Source organism: Pseudarthrobacter sp. KH_020_B, assembly GCF_057840185.1.
Window position 1 is genome coordinate 2,564,046 of sequence record NZ_CM174506.1, and the last position, 20,713, is coordinate 2,584,758.

Below are 20,713 nucleotides of genomic sequence, written 5' to 3' on the forward strand. Positions count from 1 at the left end.
TCAGACGTCTACCAGGGGAAGGAGTGTTTCGAGCATCTTCGGACCCACGCCGTCCACGGCGTCGAGCTCCTCAACGGATTTGAAGGGGCCGTGTTCCTTGCGCCAGTCCACGATCCGCTGCGCCAGCACGGGCCCAACCTTCGGCAGGGCATCCAGTTCCTCGATGCCTGCTGTGTTGAGGTTGACCTTTCCTCCTGCTGACGCAGTCCCACCGCGGCCAGTCCCCTCCCCCGATTCCCCGGGTGGGCCTGACGAACCGGCGGGGATTTCTTCGCCGGCCTGGGGAACGTAGAGCTTCTGTCCGTCCGTCAGCACGGCAGCAAGGTTGAGACGGTTCAGGTCGGCGGAGGGTGTGCCGCCGCCTGCCGCGGCGACTGCCTGGTGAACCCGGCTGCCGGCGGGCAACGGCACAACCCCGGGCACGGCGACAGCCCCGGCCACGTGGATGATGACGGTGCCGGCCTGTGGACTTTCCGACGGCAGTTCCGGCGGCCCGGCCCCGTGAAGCTCCTTGCCTTGGGCACCTTCCCCCGCAGGCACGCTGCCCTGGGCGGAGATGTCACTCAGTGGCATGACCTCGGGCTGGCCGGCGGCTACCTGTGACCAGAACCAGGCCCCGCCCAGCACCGCGAGTGCGGCGATGAGCAAGGCGACCCGCAGGCCCACCCGCCATCTCAGTACGGGTCCCGTCCTGCCTGTCCCGCCAGGGGACTCATCAGCAGCCGCCGGAGCGGTGTCGTCGGCGGAAAGGTGAGCACCGCCGTCGTACTCAAAGACCTTCTCGCCGCCGTCAGTAAGCAGAAGCCCCGGGCCGGCACCCAGCGTGGACTGCAGCCGGTCGCGGGCATGCCGGGCCCCCTGGCGTGCTGCTCCAGCGTCCCGGCGTGACATGCACCCAACGCTAGGGAAGGACGGCCGCCGTTGACAGTGCCCGCCACACCTATGTGGAAACCGCGTCCGTCGGGTAGATTCAGGAAGCCGGTGACGGGTTGGGCATGGAGCCGCTACGATTCGCTTACCTTAGACAACCCCTATCAGTCAGAAGGTGGGACCAATGCAGCTTCACGAGGTCATCGACCAGTTTCATCTAGCGGTAAATCAGTTTGCTAAGGGCAACCCGGCACCCGCCAAGGCCATTTTCTCCCACAGCAAAGATGTCTCCCTTGCTAATCCCTGGGGCCCTCCGGTGGTGGGCTGGGAGCGAGTCTCAGAGGCCCTCGACTCAGCGGCTGCACGATTCAAATCTGGACGTGTCACGGGTTTTGATGCCCTCACCAAGCACGTCACCACCGATCTCGCGTGCTTCCTCGACATAGAACACTGGCAGGCCAAGGTCGGAGGCGGCGACAAGATACTGCCCTTTGACCTACGGGTAACGAGCATTTATCGCCTCGAAGGCGACACCTGGGCACTCGTGCACCGGCACGCGGACCCGATCACCACACTGCGGGCCCCGGACGCCGTCTTAGGAAAATGACGCCCGGGAGTCACGTCTATGCGGAAACCGCGGGGAGCTCCGGCTCCACCGGAGGCGGGGCGTCCTCCCCCACGATCACAGCGAGCACGCCAAGCCCGGCGTGGGCTGCCAGGACGGCGGGCAGGGAGCTGATCTGGGCTGGCGGACAGCTTGGCAGGGCCGCGGTCAGCCTGGCTGCCAATGCTTCTGCCTCGGCCGGATTCCCGAAGTGGTGGACGGCGAGGCGGGCCTGGCCGTGAGGGCGGGACGCGGCGTCCGCGGCGGCAATCTCCTCGAGCCTGGCGACAGCCTTTGCAGCCGATCTGACCTTCTCCAACGGAACGATCTTTCCGTTGTCGACGGCCAGGATGGGTTTGATGGCGAACATCGTCCCCAACAGTGACGCGGCCGCGCCGATCCGCCCGCCCCGGCGGAGCTGTTCAAGGCTGGGAACGTAGAAATAGACCTTGGTTCGCGCGAATTGCGCCGCCGCCGCGGCGGCTACGGCTGTGGTGTCGCTCCCTGCCGCGGCTGCTGCTACCGCGGCCTGCACACCCATGCCCAGGGCCATGCCCACAGTCCCGGAGTCGAGGACCTCCACGGGGATGGCCACCCGGCTGGCTGCCAGCCGCGCCGCATCCGCCGTTCCGGACAAGCCGCCGGAAATGTGGATGGAGACCACGCCTTCGTAGCCCAGGCGTTCGGCGGCCAGGAAGGCCTGTTCAAACTGTCCGGGTGACGGGCGGGATGTTTTGACCGACGTGCCACTGGCGAGTGCCAGCGCAATGGTTTCGGTGATGTCGTCTTCGCCCTCACCATAGATTTCCGCGCCCACCATCACAGGCATCGGGATGACAGCCACGCGTCCGTCACCGGCACAGGAATGCACCCAGTCGGCCGGCAGTGCAGAGGCTGAATCAGTCACCACCGCGGTACGGACGACGACGGCGGGCGGGGTGGAGGATGTTGCCGCACCGGGCCGCGGCGCAGGACGGAGGGCAGCCAGACGCTCCCGGAGCCAGAGCCATGCGGCGGCGTCACGGTCGGGCAAGAGCGCCTCCTGGTTTAGGGCCGGCCGCCGGTTGGGCCCGGCGGCCGGTGCCCCGGACTATGCCGGGACGATGTTGACCAGTTTAGGCGCTCGCACGATCACCGTGCGGATGCCGCGGCCGTCGAGCGCGCGCTGGACGTTTTCGCTGGCCAGCGCCAGTTCGCGCAGTTCGTCTTCGCCGATCCCGGGCGAGACTTCGAGACGGTCACGGACCTTCCCCTGGACCTGGACCACCGCGGTGACGGTCTCCTGGACCAGCAGCGATTCATCGTGCACCGGCCAGCCGGCGTTCGCCACGGACGCCGGGTGGCCCAGGACGTTCCACATGTCCTCGGCCGTGTACGGCGCGAAGAGGCTCAGGATGACGGCAACGGCTTCCGCCGCCTCGCGGACGGCGGGATCGGCCCCGCCGGCGCCGGCATCTATGGTCTTGCGGGTCGCGTTGACCAGCTCCATCAGCTTGGCCACCACTACGTTGAACTTGTTGGAGTCCAGCAGCGCTGCGGCGTCGGCGATGGTGCGGTGCGTGACGGAGCGCAGGGCACGGTCACCAGCACTCACATCGGCACCAGGCTCGCTGGTGACGTCCTGCGCCAGGCGCCAGGCACGGGCCAGGAACTTCGCGGAGCCCGACGGCGAAACGTCCGCCCAGTCGACGTCGTCCTCCGGCGGGGACGCGAAGATCATTGTCAAGCGAACGGCGTCCACGCCAAACTTGTCCAGCTGCTCACTGAGGTCAACGCCGTTGCCCAGCGACTTGCTCATGGCCTTGCCTCCGTTGAGGACCTGGCCCTGGTTCAGCAGCGCACTGAAGGGTTCGTCGGCTTCGATCATGCCGAGGTCGTGAATGACCTTGGTGAAGAACCGGGCGTACAGCAGGTGCAGGATGGCGTGCTCCACGCCACCCACATACTGACCCACGGGCATCCACTCGTTGATCTTCGACGGGTCGAACGGGCCCTCCGTGTACTGCGGCGAGACGAACCGCAGGAAGTACCAGGACGAATCCACAAACGTGTCCATGGTGTCCGTATCGCGCTTCGCCGGCCCGTGGCAGTTGGGGCAGTCAACGTTGACCCACGCCTCGGCGGCGGCCAGGGGGGACGTGCCCTTCGGGGACAGGTCCTCGCCGCGCAGGTCTGCCGGCAGCCTGACGGGCAGCTCCTCGTCAGGGACAGGAACCTCGCCGCAGGCAGGGCAGTGGATGATCGGGATAGGGGTGCCCCAGAAGCGCTGGCGGCTCAGCAGCCAGTCACGCAGGCGGAAGTTGACGAACTTCTCGCCGGTGCCCTGCTTCTCCAGGATGTTGATGGCAGCCGGGATGGCCTCCGCCTTCGGCAACCCATCGAGGACGCCCGAGTTGATCAGGGTGCCCTCGCCCGAGGTGGCCTTGCCGGACACAGCCGGATCCTCTTCACCGGTATCCAGCACGGCGCGGACGGGCAGGTCGAACGTCTTGGCGAAGTCGAGGTCGCGCTGGTCGTGCGCCGGGACGGCCATGATTGCGCCGGTGCCGTAGTCGGCCAGGACGTAGTCGGCTGCCCAGACCGGCAGTTTTTCGCCGTTCAGCGGGTTGACGGCATAGCGGCCGGTAAAGACACCGGTCTTTTCGCGTTCCGTGGACTGGCGTTCGATTTCAGTGAGCGCCTTCACCTGTTCGCGGTAGGAGTCCAGGGCGGCGGCATGTTCGTCGGTGACGAGTTCGACGGCGATCGGCGCGTCGGCTGCGACCACAAAGAATGTTGCACCGTACAGGGTGTCCGGGCGGGTGGTGAAGACGGTGACGTCCTTGGCGGGATTGCCGCCGTCGGCTTCGATCACAAAGTTGACGTGGGCACCTTCGGAGCGGCCGATCCAGTTTTTCTGCATCGCCAGCACACGCTCGGGCCAGTGGCCGCGCAGCTCGTCCATGTCATCGAGCAGCCGGTCAGCGTACTCGGTGATCTTGAAGTACCACTGGTTCAGCGACTTCTTGGTGACGGGGGTGCCGCAGCGTTCGCAGGCACCGTTGACCACCTGTTCATTGGCCAGCACGGTTTGGTCCTTGGGGCACCAGTTAACCGGGGAGTCCTTACGGTAGGCCAGGCCCCGCTCGTAGAAGCGCTTGAACAGCCACTGGGTCCAGCGGTAGTACTCGGGGTCCGAGGTGTGCACCCGCCGGGACCAGTCCGCGGAGATCGCGTACCGCTTGAACGACGCCGCCTGGGTTTCGATGTTGGCGTAGGTCCACTCGCTCGGGTGGGCGTTGCGCTTGATGGCGGCGTTCTCCGCCGGCAGGCCGAAGGAGTCCCAGCCGATCGGGTGCAGGACGTCGAAGCCCTTCTGCCGCAGGTACCTGGCAACAACATCGCCCATGGCAAAAGCCTCGGCGTGGCCCATGTGCAGGTCACCCGAGGGGTACGGGAACATGTCCAGGACATAGCGGCGCTCGCGGGAACCATCATCTACAGGGGTGAAAACCTTGAGGTCTTCCCACACCTGCGGCCACTTGGCCTCCATCGCCGCGAAGCTGTAGGCACCCTCCTCGGGTGTTTCCGCCGACACTGCTGCTGTTCCGGTCTCTGTCTCCGGCTGAACGCTCACTGCTGCCCTCTTCTGTTCTGTTGTGGCATCGGTGCTGCCACAACGGTCTGATCCCCTGTGCTGCCGGCACGGCAAACTTGCCCGGACACACAAAAGCCCCTCGCCATGGAGGGGCAGCCGCGCGGCATTCCGGTTGATTCCGGACACCGGGCGGCTAGCTAAGCAGAAGGATCGCACGCATAGGACTACTTTAGCCTACCCACTGCGGTCACGGTCGACGGCGGTGCCGGAACCATCGAGGTGGAGGGTGCCGACGCGCCCATTAGGTAGCCCCGATCCCTTCGCCACAGAGAACCCTAGAACGGGGTGGTTCGATTAGGTAGATTCCACCCTTGCCAATAGGGGGAGAAACGGTCCACAGTATTGTCAAGTCTGTGGGGAAACTAGACGGTCTCAGGTCGAGGAGCCTGAAATGTATTCTTGGCGTTTATGTCCCGCACACCGTAGTGATGGACTGAAAATTCCATCCTTCCCGCCTGCGAAGAGCTAGCGAGGGACTGACCGTGTTTGGCTGGGTCACCCGGTTTAGCATGCAGTTCCGTATTCTGGTTCTCGCTCTCGCGGGGGGCCTCATTGCATTTGGCGTCGTGAACGTTCCACATATCGCTGTGGACACCATGCCGGAGTTCGCCCCCGCACAGGTAGAGATCCAGACTGAAGCCCTCGGGCTCTCCGCTGTTGAAGTTGAGCAGCTCATTACCGCACCGATGGAAGCAGACCTCCTCAATGGGGTTGCCTGGCTTGACGAGATCCGCTCGAAATCCGTCCCGGGGATGTCGTCCATCGAACTGGTCTTCGAGCCTGGCACGGACCTCCTGCGGGCCCGCCAGTTGGTCGCGGAACGGATGACGCAGGCACACGCGCTGCCTAACGTCTCTGCGCCGCCACTTCTCATGCAGCCGTTGTCCTCCACCAGCAGGGTGCTGATGGTCAGGCTGAACTCCAAGGAACTCTCCGGCATTGACATGTCGGTCCTGGCCCGGTGGAAGATCAAGCCGCGGCTGATCGGCATCCCTGGTGTGGCGAATGTGTCCATCTGGGGCCAGCGCGAACAACAGCTTCAGGTGGAGGTCACTCCGACGCAGCTGCGTGACAAGGGCATTACCCTTGAGCAGTTGGTCAAGACCACGGGTAACGCCGTCTGGGTTTCGCCGTTGAGCTTCCTCGAAGCCTCGACGCCGGGGACCGGCGGTTTCGTTGAGTCGCCCAGCCAGCGCCTTGGCATCCAGCACGTCCTTCCCATCCGCACCCCGGCCGACCTGGCCAAGGTGAGTGTGGAGGATACGGACCCGCCGTTGCTCCTGGGCGACATTGCCCAGGTCAAGGAAGACCACCAGCCGCTGATCGGCGACGCGGTTGTCGGGGCGGACGCCGGCCTGATGCTGGTGGTCGAAAAGTTCCCTGGCACCAGCGCCGTCGAGGTCACCCGGAATGTTGAGGCGGCCCTCCAGGACATGGCGCCCGGCCTCACGGGGGTCGAGATCGATACTTCGGTCTTCCGGCCTGCGACCGGTGTTCAGGACTCCGTCAACAGCCTCGGCCTGGCACTCCTGATCAGCCTGCTGATCGCCGTAGCGCTGTTCTGGCTGCTGTTCCGGTCCTGGCGGGTGGCCGTGATCGCGCTCGTAGCCATCGCCGCCACGGTCATGACGGCGGCGGTGGTGCTGTTCGCCCAAAACGCAACGCTTAACATCACCGTCCTGATGGGCGTGCTGCTCGGCACGTCCGTGATCGTGGGCGACATCGTGGAAGACGTCCAGGCCCACCGCCGGCAGCGCGCCGTCCGCGACGCGTCGGACGCCGAGGCTACCGCGGGGACGCACAGCAGCTACATCCTCCGGGGCATCCGCACACCGCTGTTCCACGCATCGCTGATCATGGTGGTAGTCCTCATTCCGACGCTCTTCGTGACCGGAGTCGGCGGCTCGTTCTTTTCGCCGCTTTTCTGGTCGCTGGCGCTGACGCTGGCCGCCGCCCTGATCGTGGGCCTGTCCGTCACGCCGGTGTTGGCGTATTTCCTCCTTCCGTCAACGACGGCCCCCGACACGGAGCTTCCCGCCGTCGGGCGTGGGAAGGCGTACTACGACCGCACACTGGGCGGGGTCAACTCCCGGAAACCTCTGGCGATTGTGGCCGTCGTGGTCGTGGGGATCCTTGGCATCGCTGCCGGTTCGCAGTTGGCAGGAAACCGGCCGCTCGTTCCCACCATGCCCGACCGGACCCTGTTGGTTCAGTGGGACACCATGGACGGTACGTCCACTGACGAAGTCCGGCGGATCGCTGGCCTGGCCTCCGATGAGCTGAAGGCGCTCCCGGGCGTTTCCGGAGTCGGCGGGCATGTCGGCCGCGCCATCTCCGCGGACCAGGTGGTCGGCAACAGCTCGGCGGAGCTGTGGGTGTCGATCGCACCGGACGCGGACTTCCGCGCGACGGAGCAGGCAGTACGGGACGTGGTGCAGGGCTACCCCGGCATCGCGCACAATGTGCTGAACTACTCGCAACAGACCATCGGCGACATGCGCTCCAGCATGGAACCGGGCTTCGCGGTCCGGGTCTACGGAACGGAAATGCCGGTGCTGCGCGAAAAGGCCGAAGAGGTCCGCCAGGTCCTTCAGAAGATTGACGGTGTGAACAACCCGGCCGTCTCTGCCACGCCCATGACCCCGATCGTAGAGGTCCAGGTCAATCTCGAAGCTGCCGAAAAGTTCGGCATCAAGCCCGGTGACGCCAGGCGCGCCGCGGCGACACTCATGCAGGGCATCGTCGTCGGCAACCTCTTTGAAGAGCAGAAGGTGTTCGAAGTGGTTGTGCGCGGTGCGGTTGGTGTCCGGGACGATCTGACGAGCATCCGTGAACTGCTCTTGGATGCTCCCAACGGCGGCCACGTCCAGCTGGGCCAGATCGCCGACGTCAGGATGGTTCCCAACGAAGTTGTCATCCAGCACGATGCCACCTCGCGGCGGATCGACGTGGTGGCGGACGTCAGCGGACGCCCCCTGGCGGACATCCAGCGCGATATCGAGGCGGCAATCCAGCAGATCCAGTTCCCGCTCGAGTACCACGCCGAGATCCCGACCAAGTACAGCCAGCTGCAGGCCGCAGACACCCTGGTGCATGGGCTCGGAGTCGCGGCAGCGTTGGCTGTGCTGCTCCTGCTCCAGACTGCAGTGCGAAGCTGGAAGCTGGCCCTGGCCGTCTTCCTGGCACTTCCCGCCGCGCTGGCCGGAGCGGCGATCGCCGGATGGCTCGGGGCTGCGTCGCTGTCCTGGCTGTCGCTGACGGCGTTTGCGGCTGTCCTCGCCATCGCTGCACGCAACGCGGCGTTGCTGTCCGCGCGCGTCGACGAGCTCTGGCGGGAGTCCGCCCAGATGTCACGCTCAGACGTGGTCATGACGGCGGCCCGGGACCGGATTTCGCCGATCCTGAAATCTGCCCTCATTACGCTCCTCGTGCTGATACCGCCCGCCTTGCTCGGCGGCACGGTAGGCGAGACGTTGATGGTGCCGATGCTGCTGATCATTGCCGGCGGCCTCGTGACCACCACGCTCGTGGGGCTCTTTGTACTCCCGCTGCTCACACTCTGGTTCGGTCCCCGCACCGTGCCGGAAGAGTGGTCGGAGGTCTACGAATCGGAAGCACCAGTCAACCCCGTTACGCCGGAAAAGGTGGAAGTATCATGACCAGCAAAAGGCCCCTGCGGCGCCTGCCAGTGGCGGCCGCTGTCTGTGCAGCACTGCTGTTTTCACTGCCCGCCTGCGCTCAACCCGCAGCGTTGGCGGAATCCGCAGTTGAAGCGCCTGCCACGGTGGAAAAGAATGCCAGCACCGGCATTGCACGCATCACGCTGAGCCAACGGGCCATTGAACGGCTGGAACTGCAAACCGACACGGTCAAAGCGGCTCCGGGGGGCGCAGGCCTCCTGTTCTCTTACGCAGCGCTGCTGTACGACGCGCAGGGGAAGACCTGGGTCTACATCAACCCGGCGCCACGGGTGTACGAGCGCCAGGCCGTCACCGTCACCAAAGTGGAAGCCGGAACCGTCACGGCCAGCGCCGGCCCCACCGTGGGGACTGCAGTGGTAACCGTAGCCGCGGCTGAATTGTTCGGCGCAGAGTTCGTTACGGGCAAATGACATGCGCCGGATAGTCGCGGCAAGCCTAAGGTTCAGATCGATCGTCATTGCGATGGCCGCTGCCCTGATGGTCGTGGGCGGCGCCCAGCTCAGCAGCGCATCGGTGGACGTGTTCCCTGAATTTGCGCCGCCGAAAGTGGAGGTCCAGACAGCCTGCCTGGGACTTACCGCCGCTGAGGTGGAAGAACTGGTTTCGGTTCCCTTGGAAGAGGCCTTCAACGGCATCGACGGCCTCCACCACATGCGGTCCAAGTCGGTACCGCAGCTGTCCTCGATCGTGATGGAATTCGAGAACGGCACGGATCTGCTCACTGCCCGGCAACTCGTGTCCGAGCGGATGGCGACGGTCATTCCGACGCTGCCCACCTGGGCGGCGCCGCCGATCATGCTGCAGCCCCTGTCCTCGACCAGCCGGGTCATGAAGATCGGGCTGTCCTCCGACACCCGGTCCCTGATCGAGATGTCAATGATTTCCTACTGGAACATCAGGGCCCATCTGCTCCGCGTTCCCGGCGTGGCAAACGTCGCCATCTGGGGCGAACGCCTCCAGATGCTCCAGGTCCAGGCTGACCCGGCCAGGCTGGCGGCAAACAACGTCAGCCTGGAAACGGTCATGAGTACCACCGCCAACGCCCTCGACGCCGGCCTGCTCCAGTATTCCTCCGGTGCCATGATCGGCACCGGCGGTTCCATGGACACACCCAGCCAGTCAATCGGGGTCAGGCATGTCCAGCCCATCACCACCCCTGCGGACCTCGCGAAGGTGGCGCTGGAGGATCGTGAGGGACAGACCCCGCTCCGGCTGGGCGACGTGGCAAACGTGGTGGAGGACCATCAGCAGCTGATCGGTGACGCCGTGATTAACGGCGGACCGGGTCTGATGCTGATCGTGGAGAAACTGCCCTGGGGCAACACCCTCGAAGTGACGCGGGGGGTGGAGGAGGCAATGAAGCAGCTCGAACCCGGCCTGACCGGAATCGCTGTGGACACGGCCATCTTCCGGCCGGCAACGTTCATCGAGGAATCCCTCGACAACCTGGGCGTAGCCCTGCTGCTCGGATGCCTGCTGGTCATCCTGGTGTTGAGTGTCTTCCTCTTCCAGTGGCGGACGGCACTGGTCAGCGTGCTGGCCATCCCGTTGTCACTGGTGGCGGCGGCCCTTATGTTGTATTGGACCGGCGGCACGATCAATACCATGGTGCTTGCGGGGTTGGTGATTGCCGTCGGGGTGGTGGTGGATGATGCCATCATCGACGTCGAGAACATCGTCAGACGGCTCCGGCACCACCGGGCCAGTGGCGCCACCGGAAGCACCGCCAGGGTAGTGGTGAACGCCTCGCTTGAGGTCCGCGGACCGATTGTGTACGCCACGCTGATCATCGTCGCCGCCACGGTTCCGATCTTCTTCCTGGACGGGCTGACAGGGGCGTTTTTCCGGCCGCTGGCCACCTCCTACACGCTCGCGGTCATCGCGTCCATGGTCGTGGCGCTTACGGTCACGCCGGCATTGGCGTACATCGTCCTGCGAAATGCCAAGCTGGAGGACCGGGATCCGCCCGTGGTCAGGGTCCTGAAGCGCTGGTACGCCAACGCACTCCGGCCCCTTGTCCGCCGTCCCGTCCCCGGCTACCTGACACTGGCCGCCGTCGGGGTGGTCGGCATCGTGGCGGCGCCGCTGTTGGGCCAATCGTTGCTCCCGGAATTCAAGGAGCGAGATTTCCTGATGCACTGGCTCACGCAGCCGGGCACGTCCAACGCCGAGGAAGTCCGCGTCAGCGAGCTGGCCTGCAGGGAACTCATGACGATCCCCGGCGTGAACAATTGTGGCGCCCACACAGGACAGGCGTTCAACGCCGATGAGGTGGTGGGCGTCTACTTCGGTGAGAACTGGATCAGCGTCGACCCCGGGGTGGACTATGACCAAACCCTGGCAGCAGTCACGGCGGTTGTGGACGGGTACCCCGGAATCCAACGGGACGTGCAGACGTACCTCAAGGAGCGCATCCGCGAGGTACTCACCGGAACCGGTTATGCCGTCGTCGTCCGTGTGTACGGGGACGACCTGGTGACCCTGCGCCAGGAGGCAGAAAAGATCAAGGCGATTCTGGGCGGCATTGAGGGAGCCGTCGGGGCGAAGGTTGCTCTCCAGGCCAGCGTTCCGCAAATCGATGTGGAAGTGAATCTGGACGCGGCGTCCCGCTACGGGCTGAAGCCGGGCGATGTGCGGCGTGCCGCGGCGACCTTCGTTGCCGGTGAAGAGGTCGGCGACATCTACCGGGACGGGAAGGCCTACGACGTCCAGGTGTGGAGCCCGCCGGGGGAACGGACGAGTGTCACGAGCATTGAGAACCTTCCCCTCGATACGCCGAGCGGGCAAAAGATCCGGATGGCTGATGTCGCCAAGATTTCGGTCCAGCCCACGCCCAATGTCATTGAGCGTTCGGAGGGATCCAGGCGCATCGACGTCAGTGCCAACGTCAAGGAAGGTGATCTGGCGAAGGTCGTGGAGCAGCTCAAGACCGAAATGGAATCCGTTCAGTTCCCGGTGGGCTACAGCACGGCTGTCCTCGGCGAGTACGCCGAACGCCAGGCCGCATCCCAACGGTTGCTGCTCTACGCCATTGGCGCGGTCATCGTCGTGTTCCTTCTCCTGCAGGCTGCTTTCAAGAGTTGGCGGCTGGCCACCCTGGCCATCCTGACGTTGCCGGTGGCGCTCGTGGGCGGGGTGATCGCCGCCCACCTCAGCGGCGGAATCCTGTCCCTCGGTTCGCTGGTTGGCTTCCTGACGCTCATGGGGCTCGCGGCACGCAACGGCATCCTGCTCATCAACCACTGCCAGCACCTGGAGCAGTACGAGGGCATGGCCTTCGGACCCGCGCTGGTGCTTCGGGGGGCTGCAGAGCGGTTGTCGCCGATCCTGATGACCACGCTGGCCACTGCCCTGGCCCTGGTTCCGCTCGTGGTGATGGGGAACATTCCGGGCCACGAGATCGAACATCCCATGGCCGTGGTCATCCTGGGCGGGCTGGTGACGTCGACGATGGTCAACCTGTTCATCGTCCCGTCGCTGTACCTGCGTTTCGCTAAAGGCGGCGGCCGCCGGCACGGAGCACACGAGCTGGAACCCGCGCCTGCGGTCTAGCAGATCCTCACCGTGCTGGCGGAGGGTTGGTGACTGAAAGTTCCCGACCCGCAGAAGAAGAGGGAGGGCGGCACTCCTCGGCCACCCTCCCTCTTCTCTGCTGTCAGCCGCGGGCGCCTAGCGCACGTCCTCGTCCACCCAATCCATGGACTTGGTGACTGCCTTCCTCCACAAGCGCAGCTGCCGGTCCTGCTCGGCCTGGTCCAGCTTCGGTTCCCACCGCTTGTCCTCGGACCAGTTGGACGAGAGCTCGCCTAGGTCCTTCCAGAAGCCGACGGCGAGGCCCGCAGCGTAGGCGGCGCCTAGTGCGGTGGTTTCCACTACCTTCGGCCGGATCACCGGAACGCCCAGGATGTCGGCCTGGAACTGCATCAGAGCGTCGTTGGCCACCATGCCGCCGTCGACCTTCAGCTCAGTGAGCGGAACGCCGGAGTCAGCATTGACTGCGTCCAGTACCTCGCGGGTCTGGAAAGCCGTGGCCTCCAGCGCCGCCCGGGCGATGTGGTTCTTGTTGACGAACCGGGTCAGGCCCACCATGGCTCCGCGGGCATCCGAACGCCAGTACGGGGCAAAGAGCCCCGAGAACGCCGGAACAATGTAAACGCCGCCGTTGTCCTCAACGGCCGCGGCCAGCGTTTCCACTTCCGGCGCACTGCTGATCATGCCGAGGTTGTCCCGGAGCCACTGGATCAGGGAACCGGTGACCGCGATGGAGCCTTCCAGCGCATAGTGCGTTGGGGCATCGCCGAGCTTGTACCCGACCGTGGTGAGCAGTCCGTTCTTCGAGTGAACGATCTCCTCGCCGGTGTTGAAGATCAGGAAGCAGCCGGTGCCGTACGTGTTTTTGGCTTCACCGGCCTCGAACGCCGCCTGGCCGAACGTGGCGGCCTGCTGGTCACCCAGGATGCCTGACACGGGAACTTCGCGCAGCAGCTGGGAGGTGTGCACGGTGCCGTAGACCTCGGAGGATGACTTGATGGCCGGCATCATGCTCACCGGCACGCCGAAGATGCCCAGGATCTCCTCGTCCCAGCTCAGCGTGTCCAGGTCCATGAACAGCGTGCGGGAGGCGTTGGTGACGTCGGTGACGTGCACACCGCCGTCCACGCCGCCGGTCAGGTTCCAGAGGACCCAGGCGTCGGTGTTGCCGAAGATCAGGTCACCGGCTTCCGCTTTGGCCCGGGCGCCGTCGACGTTGTCCAGGACCCACTTGATCTTCGTGCCGGAGAAATACGTGGCCAGGGGCAGCCCTACCTTTTGCTTGAACCGCTCCGGGCCGCCGTCCTTGGACAGCTCATCCACGATGTCCTGGGTCCGTGTGTCCTGCCAGACAATCGCGTTATAGACGGCCTCGCCGGTGGTTTTGTCCCAGACGACGGATGTCTCGCGCTGGTTGGTAATTCCGACGGCGGCGATATCGTGCCGGGTCAGGTTCGCCTTGGAGAGGGCGGAGCCAATAACCTCCCGTGTGTTGTTCCAGATCTCGGCAGGGTTGTGCTCTACCCAGCCCGGCTGGGGAAAGATCTGCTCGTGCTCCATCTGGCCCGAGGAAACGATGTTGCCACTGTGGTCGAAGATGATGGCGCGGGAACTGGTGGTGCCCTGGTCGATGGCGATTACGTACTGGCTCATGTTGACGTCCTTGTCTGTATTTTGTGTGTGTTTGAAAATTGGTTACTAGCCGGCGACGGCAGGCATGATCGCGGGAACCCAGAAAGCCACCAGACCGGCAAGGCTACCGCCGACCAACGGCCCTACGACGGGGATCCAGGAGTAGGCCCAGTCACTGGAACCCTTGCCCTTGATGGGCAGGATTGCGTGGGCGATGCGGGGCCCGAGGTCGCGGGCCGGATTAATGGCATAACCCGTGGGTCCACCCAGGGATACACCGATGCCCACCACGAGCAGGGCCACCGCCAACGGCCCAAGGCCCGAGGGCGTCCCGCCGAACGTCAGAATGACGAATACCAGGACAAACGTGCCGATGATCTCCGTGAGCAGGTTCCAGGGCGTGGAGCGGATGGCCGGACCGGTCGAAAACGTCGCCAGCTTGTTGGCTTCCACGGGTTCGGCATCGAAGTGCTGCTTGTATGCGACCCAGCAAAGGACAGCACCCAGGAAAGCGCCGAGCATCTCACCGCCGAAGTAGGTGAAAGTTGAGGCCACATCTACCGGGACGCCGGGGGCATACTCCTTGCTCTGCTTGACGAGCAGGCCCAGCGTGACGGCGGGATTGATGTGGGCACCGGATTTGGCGGCAACATATACACCCGCGAAGACGGCGATCCCCCACCCCCAGGTCACCATCAGGAACCCGCCGCTGTTGCCCTTTGTGCCCTTCAGGGCAACGTTGGCCACGACGCCGCAACCCAGCAGGGTGAGCATCGCCGTTCCGAAGACTTCGGAAAGAAAAACAATTCCAAGAGACATCATTGACTCCTCTATTTTCTATTTTGCGGTCCTTCGCGGGTTGAAGGACCGTTGAACCGGAGCGCGTTAACGCCCCGGCTGCAGCCTGGCCTGCCTAGGCCACCAGGCTGTGGATCTGCACGCCGTGGAAGCGCTCCAGCACCTCCCGTGCACGTTGGATCTCGTCAGCCTTGGCTGCCGTGTCCCAGCCGAGCGGTGCGGAAAGGACATCGGCCACCTCGACGAGGAGTTCACCGGTCACCAGCCCCCGGAAGGCAAGCGACGTGCGCCGGACCAGGACATCGATGAGGTGCCCGATCTGCTCATTCCGGGCCATGAACTCCAGCTCACGGACGCTGAGTTCACGGGTGGAACGGAGCAATCTGTCCGGGCCGGCATCAAGGTACCGGATCACGTCGCCAGCCCTTGTGCCGTAGCGGGTCAGCAGGACGGCGGAGCGGTCAGCATCCCGGCCGGCACCCATATGCGCCTTGATCCATTTCTGGATCCCGGCGTCATCCGCAGGGAAGCCGGCCCCGCCGCCGATGGCGAGTTTCGCCGTCGAGACTTTCCGTTCCATCCCCAGCTCGGCGAGCACATCATTTGCCATGTGCTCGGCCAGGGCCCGGAAAGTGGTCCACTTGCCGCCCACCAGGCTGAGTACGACGGCGGCTCCCGCGCCGGGTGCCCCGGCAGCCGGCGTGCGCCGTTCAATCCGGTAGTCACGCGATACAAAGCCCGGCTGGGTGGCGTCGTGGCGTGGCAGCGGGCGGACACCCGAGAACGTGTACACGATCTGGTCACGCTGCACGGTGATGTCCGGGAAGACGTGTCCGATCAGGTCAAAGAAGTACTCGATCTCCTCCTCCGTGCACACCGCGTCCTTCGACATGTCGGCATCGATATCAGTGGTTCCCACCAGGACCCTGTCGCCCATGGGATAGATGAGGACAATCCGGCCGTCCGTGTGCTCAAAGAAGATCTCCCGGCCTTTGCAGGCCTCGAGCAGGATCGGGTGGTCCAGCACAATGTGCGATCCCTTCGTGCCGCCCATAAAGGCCGACGCCGCCCCCATGGCTTCGTTGGTCAGGTCCACCCAGGCCCCGGTGGTGTTGACGATGACGTCCGCGGTGAAATCAAACAGCTCGCCGGTCAGTTCGTCGCGGAGCTGGACCGTGGTGCCCGACTCTGTGGCGGCCCCGCCGAGTGAATGGAGTGCGAGGTAGTTGCTTGCCCGAGCTGTTGGGCTTCCCGGTCCGCCGCTGCCTTGCCCGGCCTTCTCGCCGTCCTGGAGCACATCGAGCGTGAGCCGCTCGGGGTTGTGGACCGAGGCGTCGAAGTAGGTGGCAGTGTACTTGATGCCCGGGTGCAGCTGCGGCAGCTCGGCGAGGGCCCGTTTGCGTCCGCGGAACTGGTGGCGCGGCACGGAGCCGCCGTCCCGGGAGAACGAATCGTACATACTCAGGCCAAGTTTGATCAGGAAGGCGCCGCGCTCCTTGGGCTTGCCCTGCTGTTTGTGCGTGAGGAAACGCAACGGTGCGGACAGGACGCCGGAAAAGGTGCTGAAGATCGGGATGGTGGTCTGGAGGGGCTTCACATAATGCGGTGCGATCCGCAGGAGGCGGTTGCGTTCCACCACGGATTCCCGGACGAGGCGGAATTCCCCGTTTTCGAGGTAACGGATGCCGCCATGAATCATGTGGGAGGACGCGCCGCTGGCACCCTGGCAGTAATCGCCACGCTCCACCAGGGCCACGTCCACTCCCTGCAGTGCGAGGTCCCGGAAGGTTCCCACGCCGTTGATGCCTCCGCCGATGATTAATACCTTGGCGTGCGGACGATTCCGCAGACCCTGCACCGATGCGCGCGGCACGGTGCTGTGGGCGGGCGTGGCTCCGCTATGGCCGAATGAATCTTTGAGTCCCAATACTGCTCCCTGGGTTATTGGCGTGCCGGCATCCGCCGGACGCACCGTCGTTCTTCAACTATTGTTTGGACTAATGGAAAATGGAGTCAAGCACTATGCACAAACGTGCAGAATGGAGTCCGAATGACGCCCTCCCGGCACTCAGATGCGCTCCGGGCTGCACAGATGTATTACCTCCAGGACCTGACCATGGACGCGATCGCCCGCGAATTGCGGACGTCCCGGTCCACTGTTTCTAGGCTTCTCTCGGCCGCGAGGGACACGGGCCTGGTCCAGATCCAGATCCGCAACCCGCTGGACACCGGCCCCGAACTCGAAAGCATGATCCGGCGCGAGTACAGCGTGGACGTGCACGTTGTTCCGGTGCTGGAGTCTTTGAACGAGGCGGAAACCCTGGACCGCGTGGCAATTCAGGCAGCACGCACCATCGGCCCACTGGTGGACTCCAATGCGATCATCGGCGTCGCATGGGGATCAACGCTCAGTGCCGTCAGCAGGCACCTCACCCGCAAAATCACGCACGACACCGTGGTGGTCCAGTTGAACGGCGCAGGCAACATGCACACCACCGGCATCACCTACGCGAGTGACATCATGCGCCGCTTCGGAAGTGCCTACGGCGCCCGCGTGGAGCAGTTCCCCGTTCCTGCATTCTTTGACCATGCGGCCACCAAAACCGCCATGTGGAATGAGCGCAGCGTGCAGCGCATCCTGGACCTGCAGGCCCGGATGAGCATCGCCATCTTCGGAGTTGGCTCCGTGCACGCCGATTACCCGAGCCACGTCTACGCGGGTGGCTACCTGGATGAAAGCGACCTGAAGATGCTGGCCCGTTCAGATGTGGTGGGTGACGTTGCCACGGTCTTTTTCCGGCGTGACGGATCCTCTGACGGCATCGTCCTGAACGAACGCTCCACGGGTCCGGCGCTGTCCCAGCTGCGCCAGGTCCGGCGTCGGATCTGCGTGGTCTCCGGGGCGTCCAAGATCAACGGTCTGCGGGGCGCCCTCTCCGCCGGCCTCGCGACCGACCTGATCGTGGATGAAGCCACCGCGCGCCGCCTGGTGGGCTTTGGCGGTGTCGCCTGGCCCAATGGGTAAAGTCAATGCTATGAAAACCTCACCCCGGCTCAGCCTCAACAACGGCGTGCTGATCGACCAGTTGGGATTCGGGCTGTACAAAGTTCCGGCGGCGGATGCATCCGGCCTGGTGGCCACCGCCCTGGGCACCGGATACCGCCACTTTGATACGGCAGCCATGTACGGCAACGAAACCGGCGTGGCGCGCGGACTCGGGCCCGCCATGGATTCCGAAGGCAGAAGTGGCGGCTCCGGGGAATCCTCGCCTGGCCTGCGGCGCGATGACGTATTCATCACCACGAAGGTCTGGAACGACGACCATGGGTACGACTCAACCCTGCGTGCCTTCGATACCTCCATGGTCAACCTCGGCCTGGAGTATGTGGACATGTACCTGATCCACTGGCCCTGCGCCAAGCGGGACCTGTTCACCGACACCTATCGCGCCCTCGAAACGCTGTACCGCGAAGGCAAAGTCCGGGCCATCGGTGTCTGCAACTTCCAGCCCGCGCACCTGGACCGTCTGCTCGATAGTGCCGAAGTGGTGCCCGCCGTGAACCAGATTGAACTGCACCCGTGGCTCCAGCAGGCCGAGCTCAGGGATAAGCACCACGCCCTGGGCATCCGGACGGAAGCCTGGAGCCCCCTGGGGCGCGGACAAGTGCTGTCGGATCCGGTGGTCCTGGCCCTGGCCGCCGAACACGGCAGGACAGCGGCCCAGATCATTCTGCGGTGGCACATCCAGCTGGGGAACATCGCCATTCCGAAGGCAAGCTCCGAGTCCCGGATCAGGGAAAACCTGGACGTCTTCGGCTTTGAACTTTCAGACCGCGACATGGCAGCCTTTGCCGAGCTTGACCGCGGGCAGCGCACCGGGTCCCACCCCGACAACGTCAACTAGGACCGAGGGTCATGCAAACCGCCGATCAACAGCCATCCCCTGCGCCCTCCTTCTTCAGCGCCGGGCTGACGGCCCGCACCCGGGCCTCCAACACGGTGATCAACGGCAGCGCCGTAGCGTACTGGACCTACGAGCCCGTCCAGCCCTCACCTGATACGCGCACCATCCTGGTCATCCACGGTTTCCGCGGCGATCACCACGGCCTGCTCCGGGTGGCGGACCAGTTGCCGGAAATGCGCATCATCATGCCTGACCTGCCAGGGTTCGGCAACTCCGCCGCGTTCGCCTCCGGGAAACATTCGGTGGAGCAGTACGGCACGTTTGTCACCGACTTTATGGCAGCGCTCGGCCTTGGCCCGGACACCGTGCTGCTGGGACACTCCTTCGGCTCGATCGTCGCCGCCCATTTTGTCGCGACCCACCCGGGGACCGTCACACCGCTGATCCTGGTCAATCCCATCGCCGCGCCAGCCCTGGAAGGCCCCAAGGGGATCATGACCAAGCTGGCCGTCCTCTACTACCGGCTGGCGGCCAGGCTCCCCCGCCCGCTGGGGCTGGCACTGCTGCGGAGTCCGCTGATTGTCAGGGTCATGAGCGAGGCCATGGCCAAGACGTCCGACAAAGAACTGCGCCGCTTCATCCACGGCCAGCACCATGCCTACTTCAGCGCGTTCGCGGACCGGGAAAGCCTCCTCGAATCGTTCACGGCGTCGGTCAACGGCCATGTGGCCGAGGTTGCCGGGAAGCTGAACCTGCCGGTGCTCCTGGTCGCGGGCGAAGAGGACGAGATTGCCACCCTCCCGGACCAGCACCGCCTCGCCGCTCTCCTGCCCGACGGCGTCCTCAAAGTCATTCCCGGCGTCGGCCATCTGATCCACTACGAAACGCCCGGCCCCGCCGCCGGCTTCATCCGCAGCTTCCTTAAGGACCACCCCGCGTGAAGATTGTCATCGATGCACGATTCACCCGGACGGACCACCACGACGGCATCAGCCGTTACGGTGCCAGCCTCATCGCCGCCACGGCGGAAGTGGCCGACGTTTCCATGCTCATCAGCGACATGCGCCAGCTGGCGCTGCTCCCGGATGTTCCGTACACGTTGATCAACAGTCCGCTGTCCCCGCTGGAGCTGTTCGTGGCCCGCAGGATCAACCCGCTGGGGGCCGACGTTGTGGTGTGCCCCATGCAGACCATGGGCAGTTGGGGGCGCAAGTACGGCCTGGTCCTGACCCTGCACGACCTCATCTATTACGAGCACCCGGCTCCCCCGGGGTTCCTGCCGGCACCCGTTCGCCTGCTGTGGCGGCTTTACCACAAGGCGTTCTGGCCGCAGCGCGTCCTACTCAACCGGGCGGACACTGTGGCCACCATCAGCCGGACCACTGAGGCGCTGATGGCCAAGTACCGGCTGACCAAAAGGCCGGTGCGGATCATCAGCAACGCCCCGCAGCCCGCGCAGGAACCGCGTGACCCTGCCGCCGGGGCGGACCATTCGCTGGTGTACATGGGCTCGTTTATGCCCTATAAAAACGTCGAAACAATGGTGGCCGGCATGTCCGAGCTGCCTGATTTCACCCTCCACCTGCTGAGCAGGATCACCGCGGAGCGCCGGGCCGAGCTGGAGATCATGGTGCCGCCGGGTGCCAAGGTGGTCTTCCACAACGGGGTCACCGATGAGGAATACGCCGTCCTGCTCAGGCGCGCCACCGCACTGGTGAGCCTCTCCCGCGCCGAGGGTTACGGTCTCCCGCTGGTGGAGGCCATGGCCCTCGGCACTCCGGTCATCGCCAGCGACATACCGATTTTCCGCGAGGTGGGCGGCGACGCAGCAACCTACGTTGATCCCGCGTCCCCCGCAGACTTCGCCGCGGCAGTGCAGAACCTGCGCGACAACGCCCACTGGCAGCAGGTGTCCCGCCGTTCCGTGGCACGTGCCCAGGAGTTCAGCTGGGACGAATCCGCGCAGCAGTTGGTGGACGTGGCCCACGACATCATGGCGCGGCGCAGCCGCTGACTGACGCCGCCAGCGGAGACC

The 20,713-nt window shown here is 64.9% G+C and carries 14 protein-coding genes; 8 read left to right on the top strand and 6 right to left on the bottom strand.

What is annotated here, in order from left to right; genetic code table 11:
• On the bottom strand, positions 1–891 hold the full coding sequence (locus AC3IT0_RS11760) for a ComEA family DNA-binding protein (RefSeq protein ID WP_489319981.1): 891 nt from the start codon (positions 889–891) through the stop codon (positions 1–3).
• A 163-nt stretch (positions 892–1,054) separates the two neighbouring features.
• On the opposite strand from AC3IT0_RS11760, the gene AC3IT0_RS11765 reads away from it, so the two are divergent.
• Positions 1,055–1,477 carry a YybH family protein gene (locus AC3IT0_RS11765; protein ID WP_489319982.1) on the top strand — a complete coding sequence of 141 codons (423 nt, stop codon included), beginning with the start codon at positions 1,055–1,057 and terminating at the stop codon, positions 1,475–1,477.
• 16 nt (positions 1,478–1,493) lie between these two features.
• On the opposite strand, the gene AC3IT0_RS11770 is transcribed toward AC3IT0_RS11765, so the two are convergent.
• Complete coding sequence (locus tag AC3IT0_RS11770) at positions 1,494–2,507, bottom strand: DegV family protein (protein ID WP_489319983.1); 1,014 nt, start codon at positions 2,505–2,507, stop codon at positions 1,494–1,496.
• Positions 2,508–2,564: 57 nt separating this feature from the next.
• Positions 2,565–5,090 carry a leucine--tRNA ligase gene (gene leuS / locus AC3IT0_RS11775; RefSeq protein ID WP_489319984.1) on the bottom strand — a complete coding sequence of 842 codons (2,526 nt, stop codon included), beginning with the start codon at positions 5,088–5,090 and terminating at the stop codon, positions 2,565–2,567.
• A gap of 530 nt (positions 5,091–5,620) precedes the next feature.
• Here leuS and AC3IT0_RS11780 point away from each other — a divergent pair.
• Genes AC3IT0_RS11780 through AC3IT0_RS11790 form a run of 3 tightly spaced genes read left to right on the top strand, consistent with a single transcriptional unit; the run spans position 5,621 to position 12,364 of the window.
• Positions 5,621–8,770 carry an efflux RND transporter permease subunit gene (locus tag AC3IT0_RS11780; protein ID WP_489319985.1) on the top strand — a complete coding sequence of 1,050 codons (3,150 nt, stop codon included), beginning with the start codon at positions 5,621–5,623 and terminating at the stop codon, positions 8,768–8,770.
• Entirely contained in the window at positions 8,767–9,222 is a 456-nt protein-coding gene (locus AC3IT0_RS11785; protein WP_489319986.1) for a hypothetical protein, read from the top strand. Before AC3IT0_RS11780 ends, AC3IT0_RS11785 begins: the two co-directional genes overlap by 4 nt.
• A 52-nt stretch (positions 9,223–9,274) precedes the next feature.
• Positions 9,275–12,364 (top strand): efflux RND transporter permease subunit, encoded by a 3,090-nt coding sequence (locus AC3IT0_RS11790; protein WP_489319987.1) that lies wholly within the window; start codon positions 9,275–9,277, stop codon positions 12,362–12,364.
• 117 nt (positions 12,365–12,481) lie between these two features.
• On the opposite strand, the gene glpK is transcribed toward AC3IT0_RS11790, so the two are convergent.
• The 3 genes from glpK to AC3IT0_RS11805 form a co-directional block, all read right to left on the bottom strand.
• A complete protein-coding gene (gene glpK / locus AC3IT0_RS11795; protein WP_489319988.1) occupies positions 12,482–13,996 on the bottom strand; it encodes a glycerol kinase GlpK in 1,515 nt (504 codons plus the stop codon).
• Between the two features lie 45 nt (positions 13,997–14,041).
• Entirely contained in the window at positions 14,042–14,794 is a 753-nt protein-coding gene (locus AC3IT0_RS11800; RefSeq protein WP_489319989.1) for an MIP/aquaporin family protein, read from the bottom strand.
• 94 nt (positions 14,795–14,888) lie between these two features.
• Positions 14,889–16,700 (bottom strand): glycerol-3-phosphate dehydrogenase/oxidase, encoded by a 1,812-nt coding sequence (locus AC3IT0_RS11805; RefSeq protein WP_489319990.1) that lies wholly within the window; start codon positions 16,698–16,700, stop codon positions 14,889–14,891.
• 123 nt (positions 16,701–16,823) lie between these two features.
• Between AC3IT0_RS11805 and AC3IT0_RS11810 the strand changes: the two genes are divergently transcribed.
• From AC3IT0_RS11810 to AC3IT0_RS11825, 4 genes are read left to right on the top strand one after another with little or no spacing between them, the layout of a single operon-like run.
• Entirely contained in the window at positions 16,824–17,798 is a 975-nt protein-coding gene (locus tag AC3IT0_RS11810) for a sugar-binding transcriptional regulator (RefSeq protein ID WP_489319991.1), read from the top strand.
• Between the two features lie 10 nt (positions 17,799–17,808).
• Positions 17,809–18,678 carry an aldo/keto reductase gene (locus AC3IT0_RS11815; protein WP_489319992.1) on the top strand — a complete coding sequence of 290 codons (870 nt, stop codon included), beginning with the start codon at positions 17,809–17,811 and terminating at the stop codon, positions 18,676–18,678.
• 11 nt (positions 18,679–18,689) lie between these two features.
• Positions 18,690–19,619, top strand: coding sequence for an alpha/beta fold hydrolase (locus tag AC3IT0_RS11820; RefSeq protein ID WP_489319993.1), 930 nt, complete (start codon positions 18,690–18,692; stop codon positions 19,617–19,619).
• Positions 19,616–20,692, top strand: coding sequence for a glycosyltransferase family 4 protein (locus AC3IT0_RS11825; RefSeq protein WP_489319994.1), 1,077 nt, complete (start codon positions 19,616–19,618; stop codon positions 20,690–20,692). Before AC3IT0_RS11820 ends, AC3IT0_RS11825 begins: the two co-directional genes overlap by 4 nt.
• The last annotated feature ends 21 nt before the right edge of the window (positions 20,693–20,713 follow it).

What these genes read in the sequence shown, in the direction of transcription:
- AC3IT0_RS11760 (WP_489319981.1), bottom strand. Translation starts at nt 891, where the DNA reads ATGTCACGCCGGGACGCTGGAGCAGCACGCCAGGGGGCCCGGCATGCC.
- AC3IT0_RS11765 (WP_489319982.1), top strand. Translation starts at nt 1,055, where the DNA reads ATGCAGCTTCACGAGGTCATCGACCAGTTTCATCTAGCGGTAAATCAG.
- AC3IT0_RS11780 (WP_489319985.1), top strand. Translation starts at nt 5,621, where the DNA reads ATGCAGTTCCGTATTCTGGTTCTCGCTCTCGCGGGGGGCCTCATTGCA.
- AC3IT0_RS11785 (WP_489319986.1), top strand. Translation starts at nt 8,767, where the DNA reads ATGACCAGCAAAAGGCCCCTGCGGCGCCTGCCAGTGGCGGCCGCTGTC.
- AC3IT0_RS11790 (WP_489319987.1), top strand. Translation starts at nt 9,275, where the DNA reads ATGGCCGCTGCCCTGATGGTCGTGGGCGGCGCCCAGCTCAGCAGCGCA.
- glpK (WP_489319988.1), bottom strand. Translation starts at nt 13,996, where the DNA reads ATGAGCCAGTACGTAATCGCCATCGACCAGGGCACCACCAGTTCCCGC.
- AC3IT0_RS11800 (WP_489319989.1), bottom strand. Translation starts at nt 14,794, where the DNA reads ATGTCTCTTGGAATTGTTTTTCTTTCCGAAGTCTTCGGAACGGCGATG.
- AC3IT0_RS11810 (WP_489319991.1), top strand. Translation starts at nt 16,824, where the DNA reads ATGACGCCCTCCCGGCACTCAGATGCGCTCCGGGCTGCACAGATGTAT.
- AC3IT0_RS11815 (WP_489319992.1), top strand. Translation starts at nt 17,809, where the DNA reads ATGAAAACCTCACCCCGGCTCAGCCTCAACAACGGCGTGCTGATCGAC.
- AC3IT0_RS11820 (WP_489319993.1), top strand. Translation starts at nt 18,690, where the DNA reads ATGCAAACCGCCGATCAACAGCCATCCCCTGCGCCCTCCTTCTTCAGC.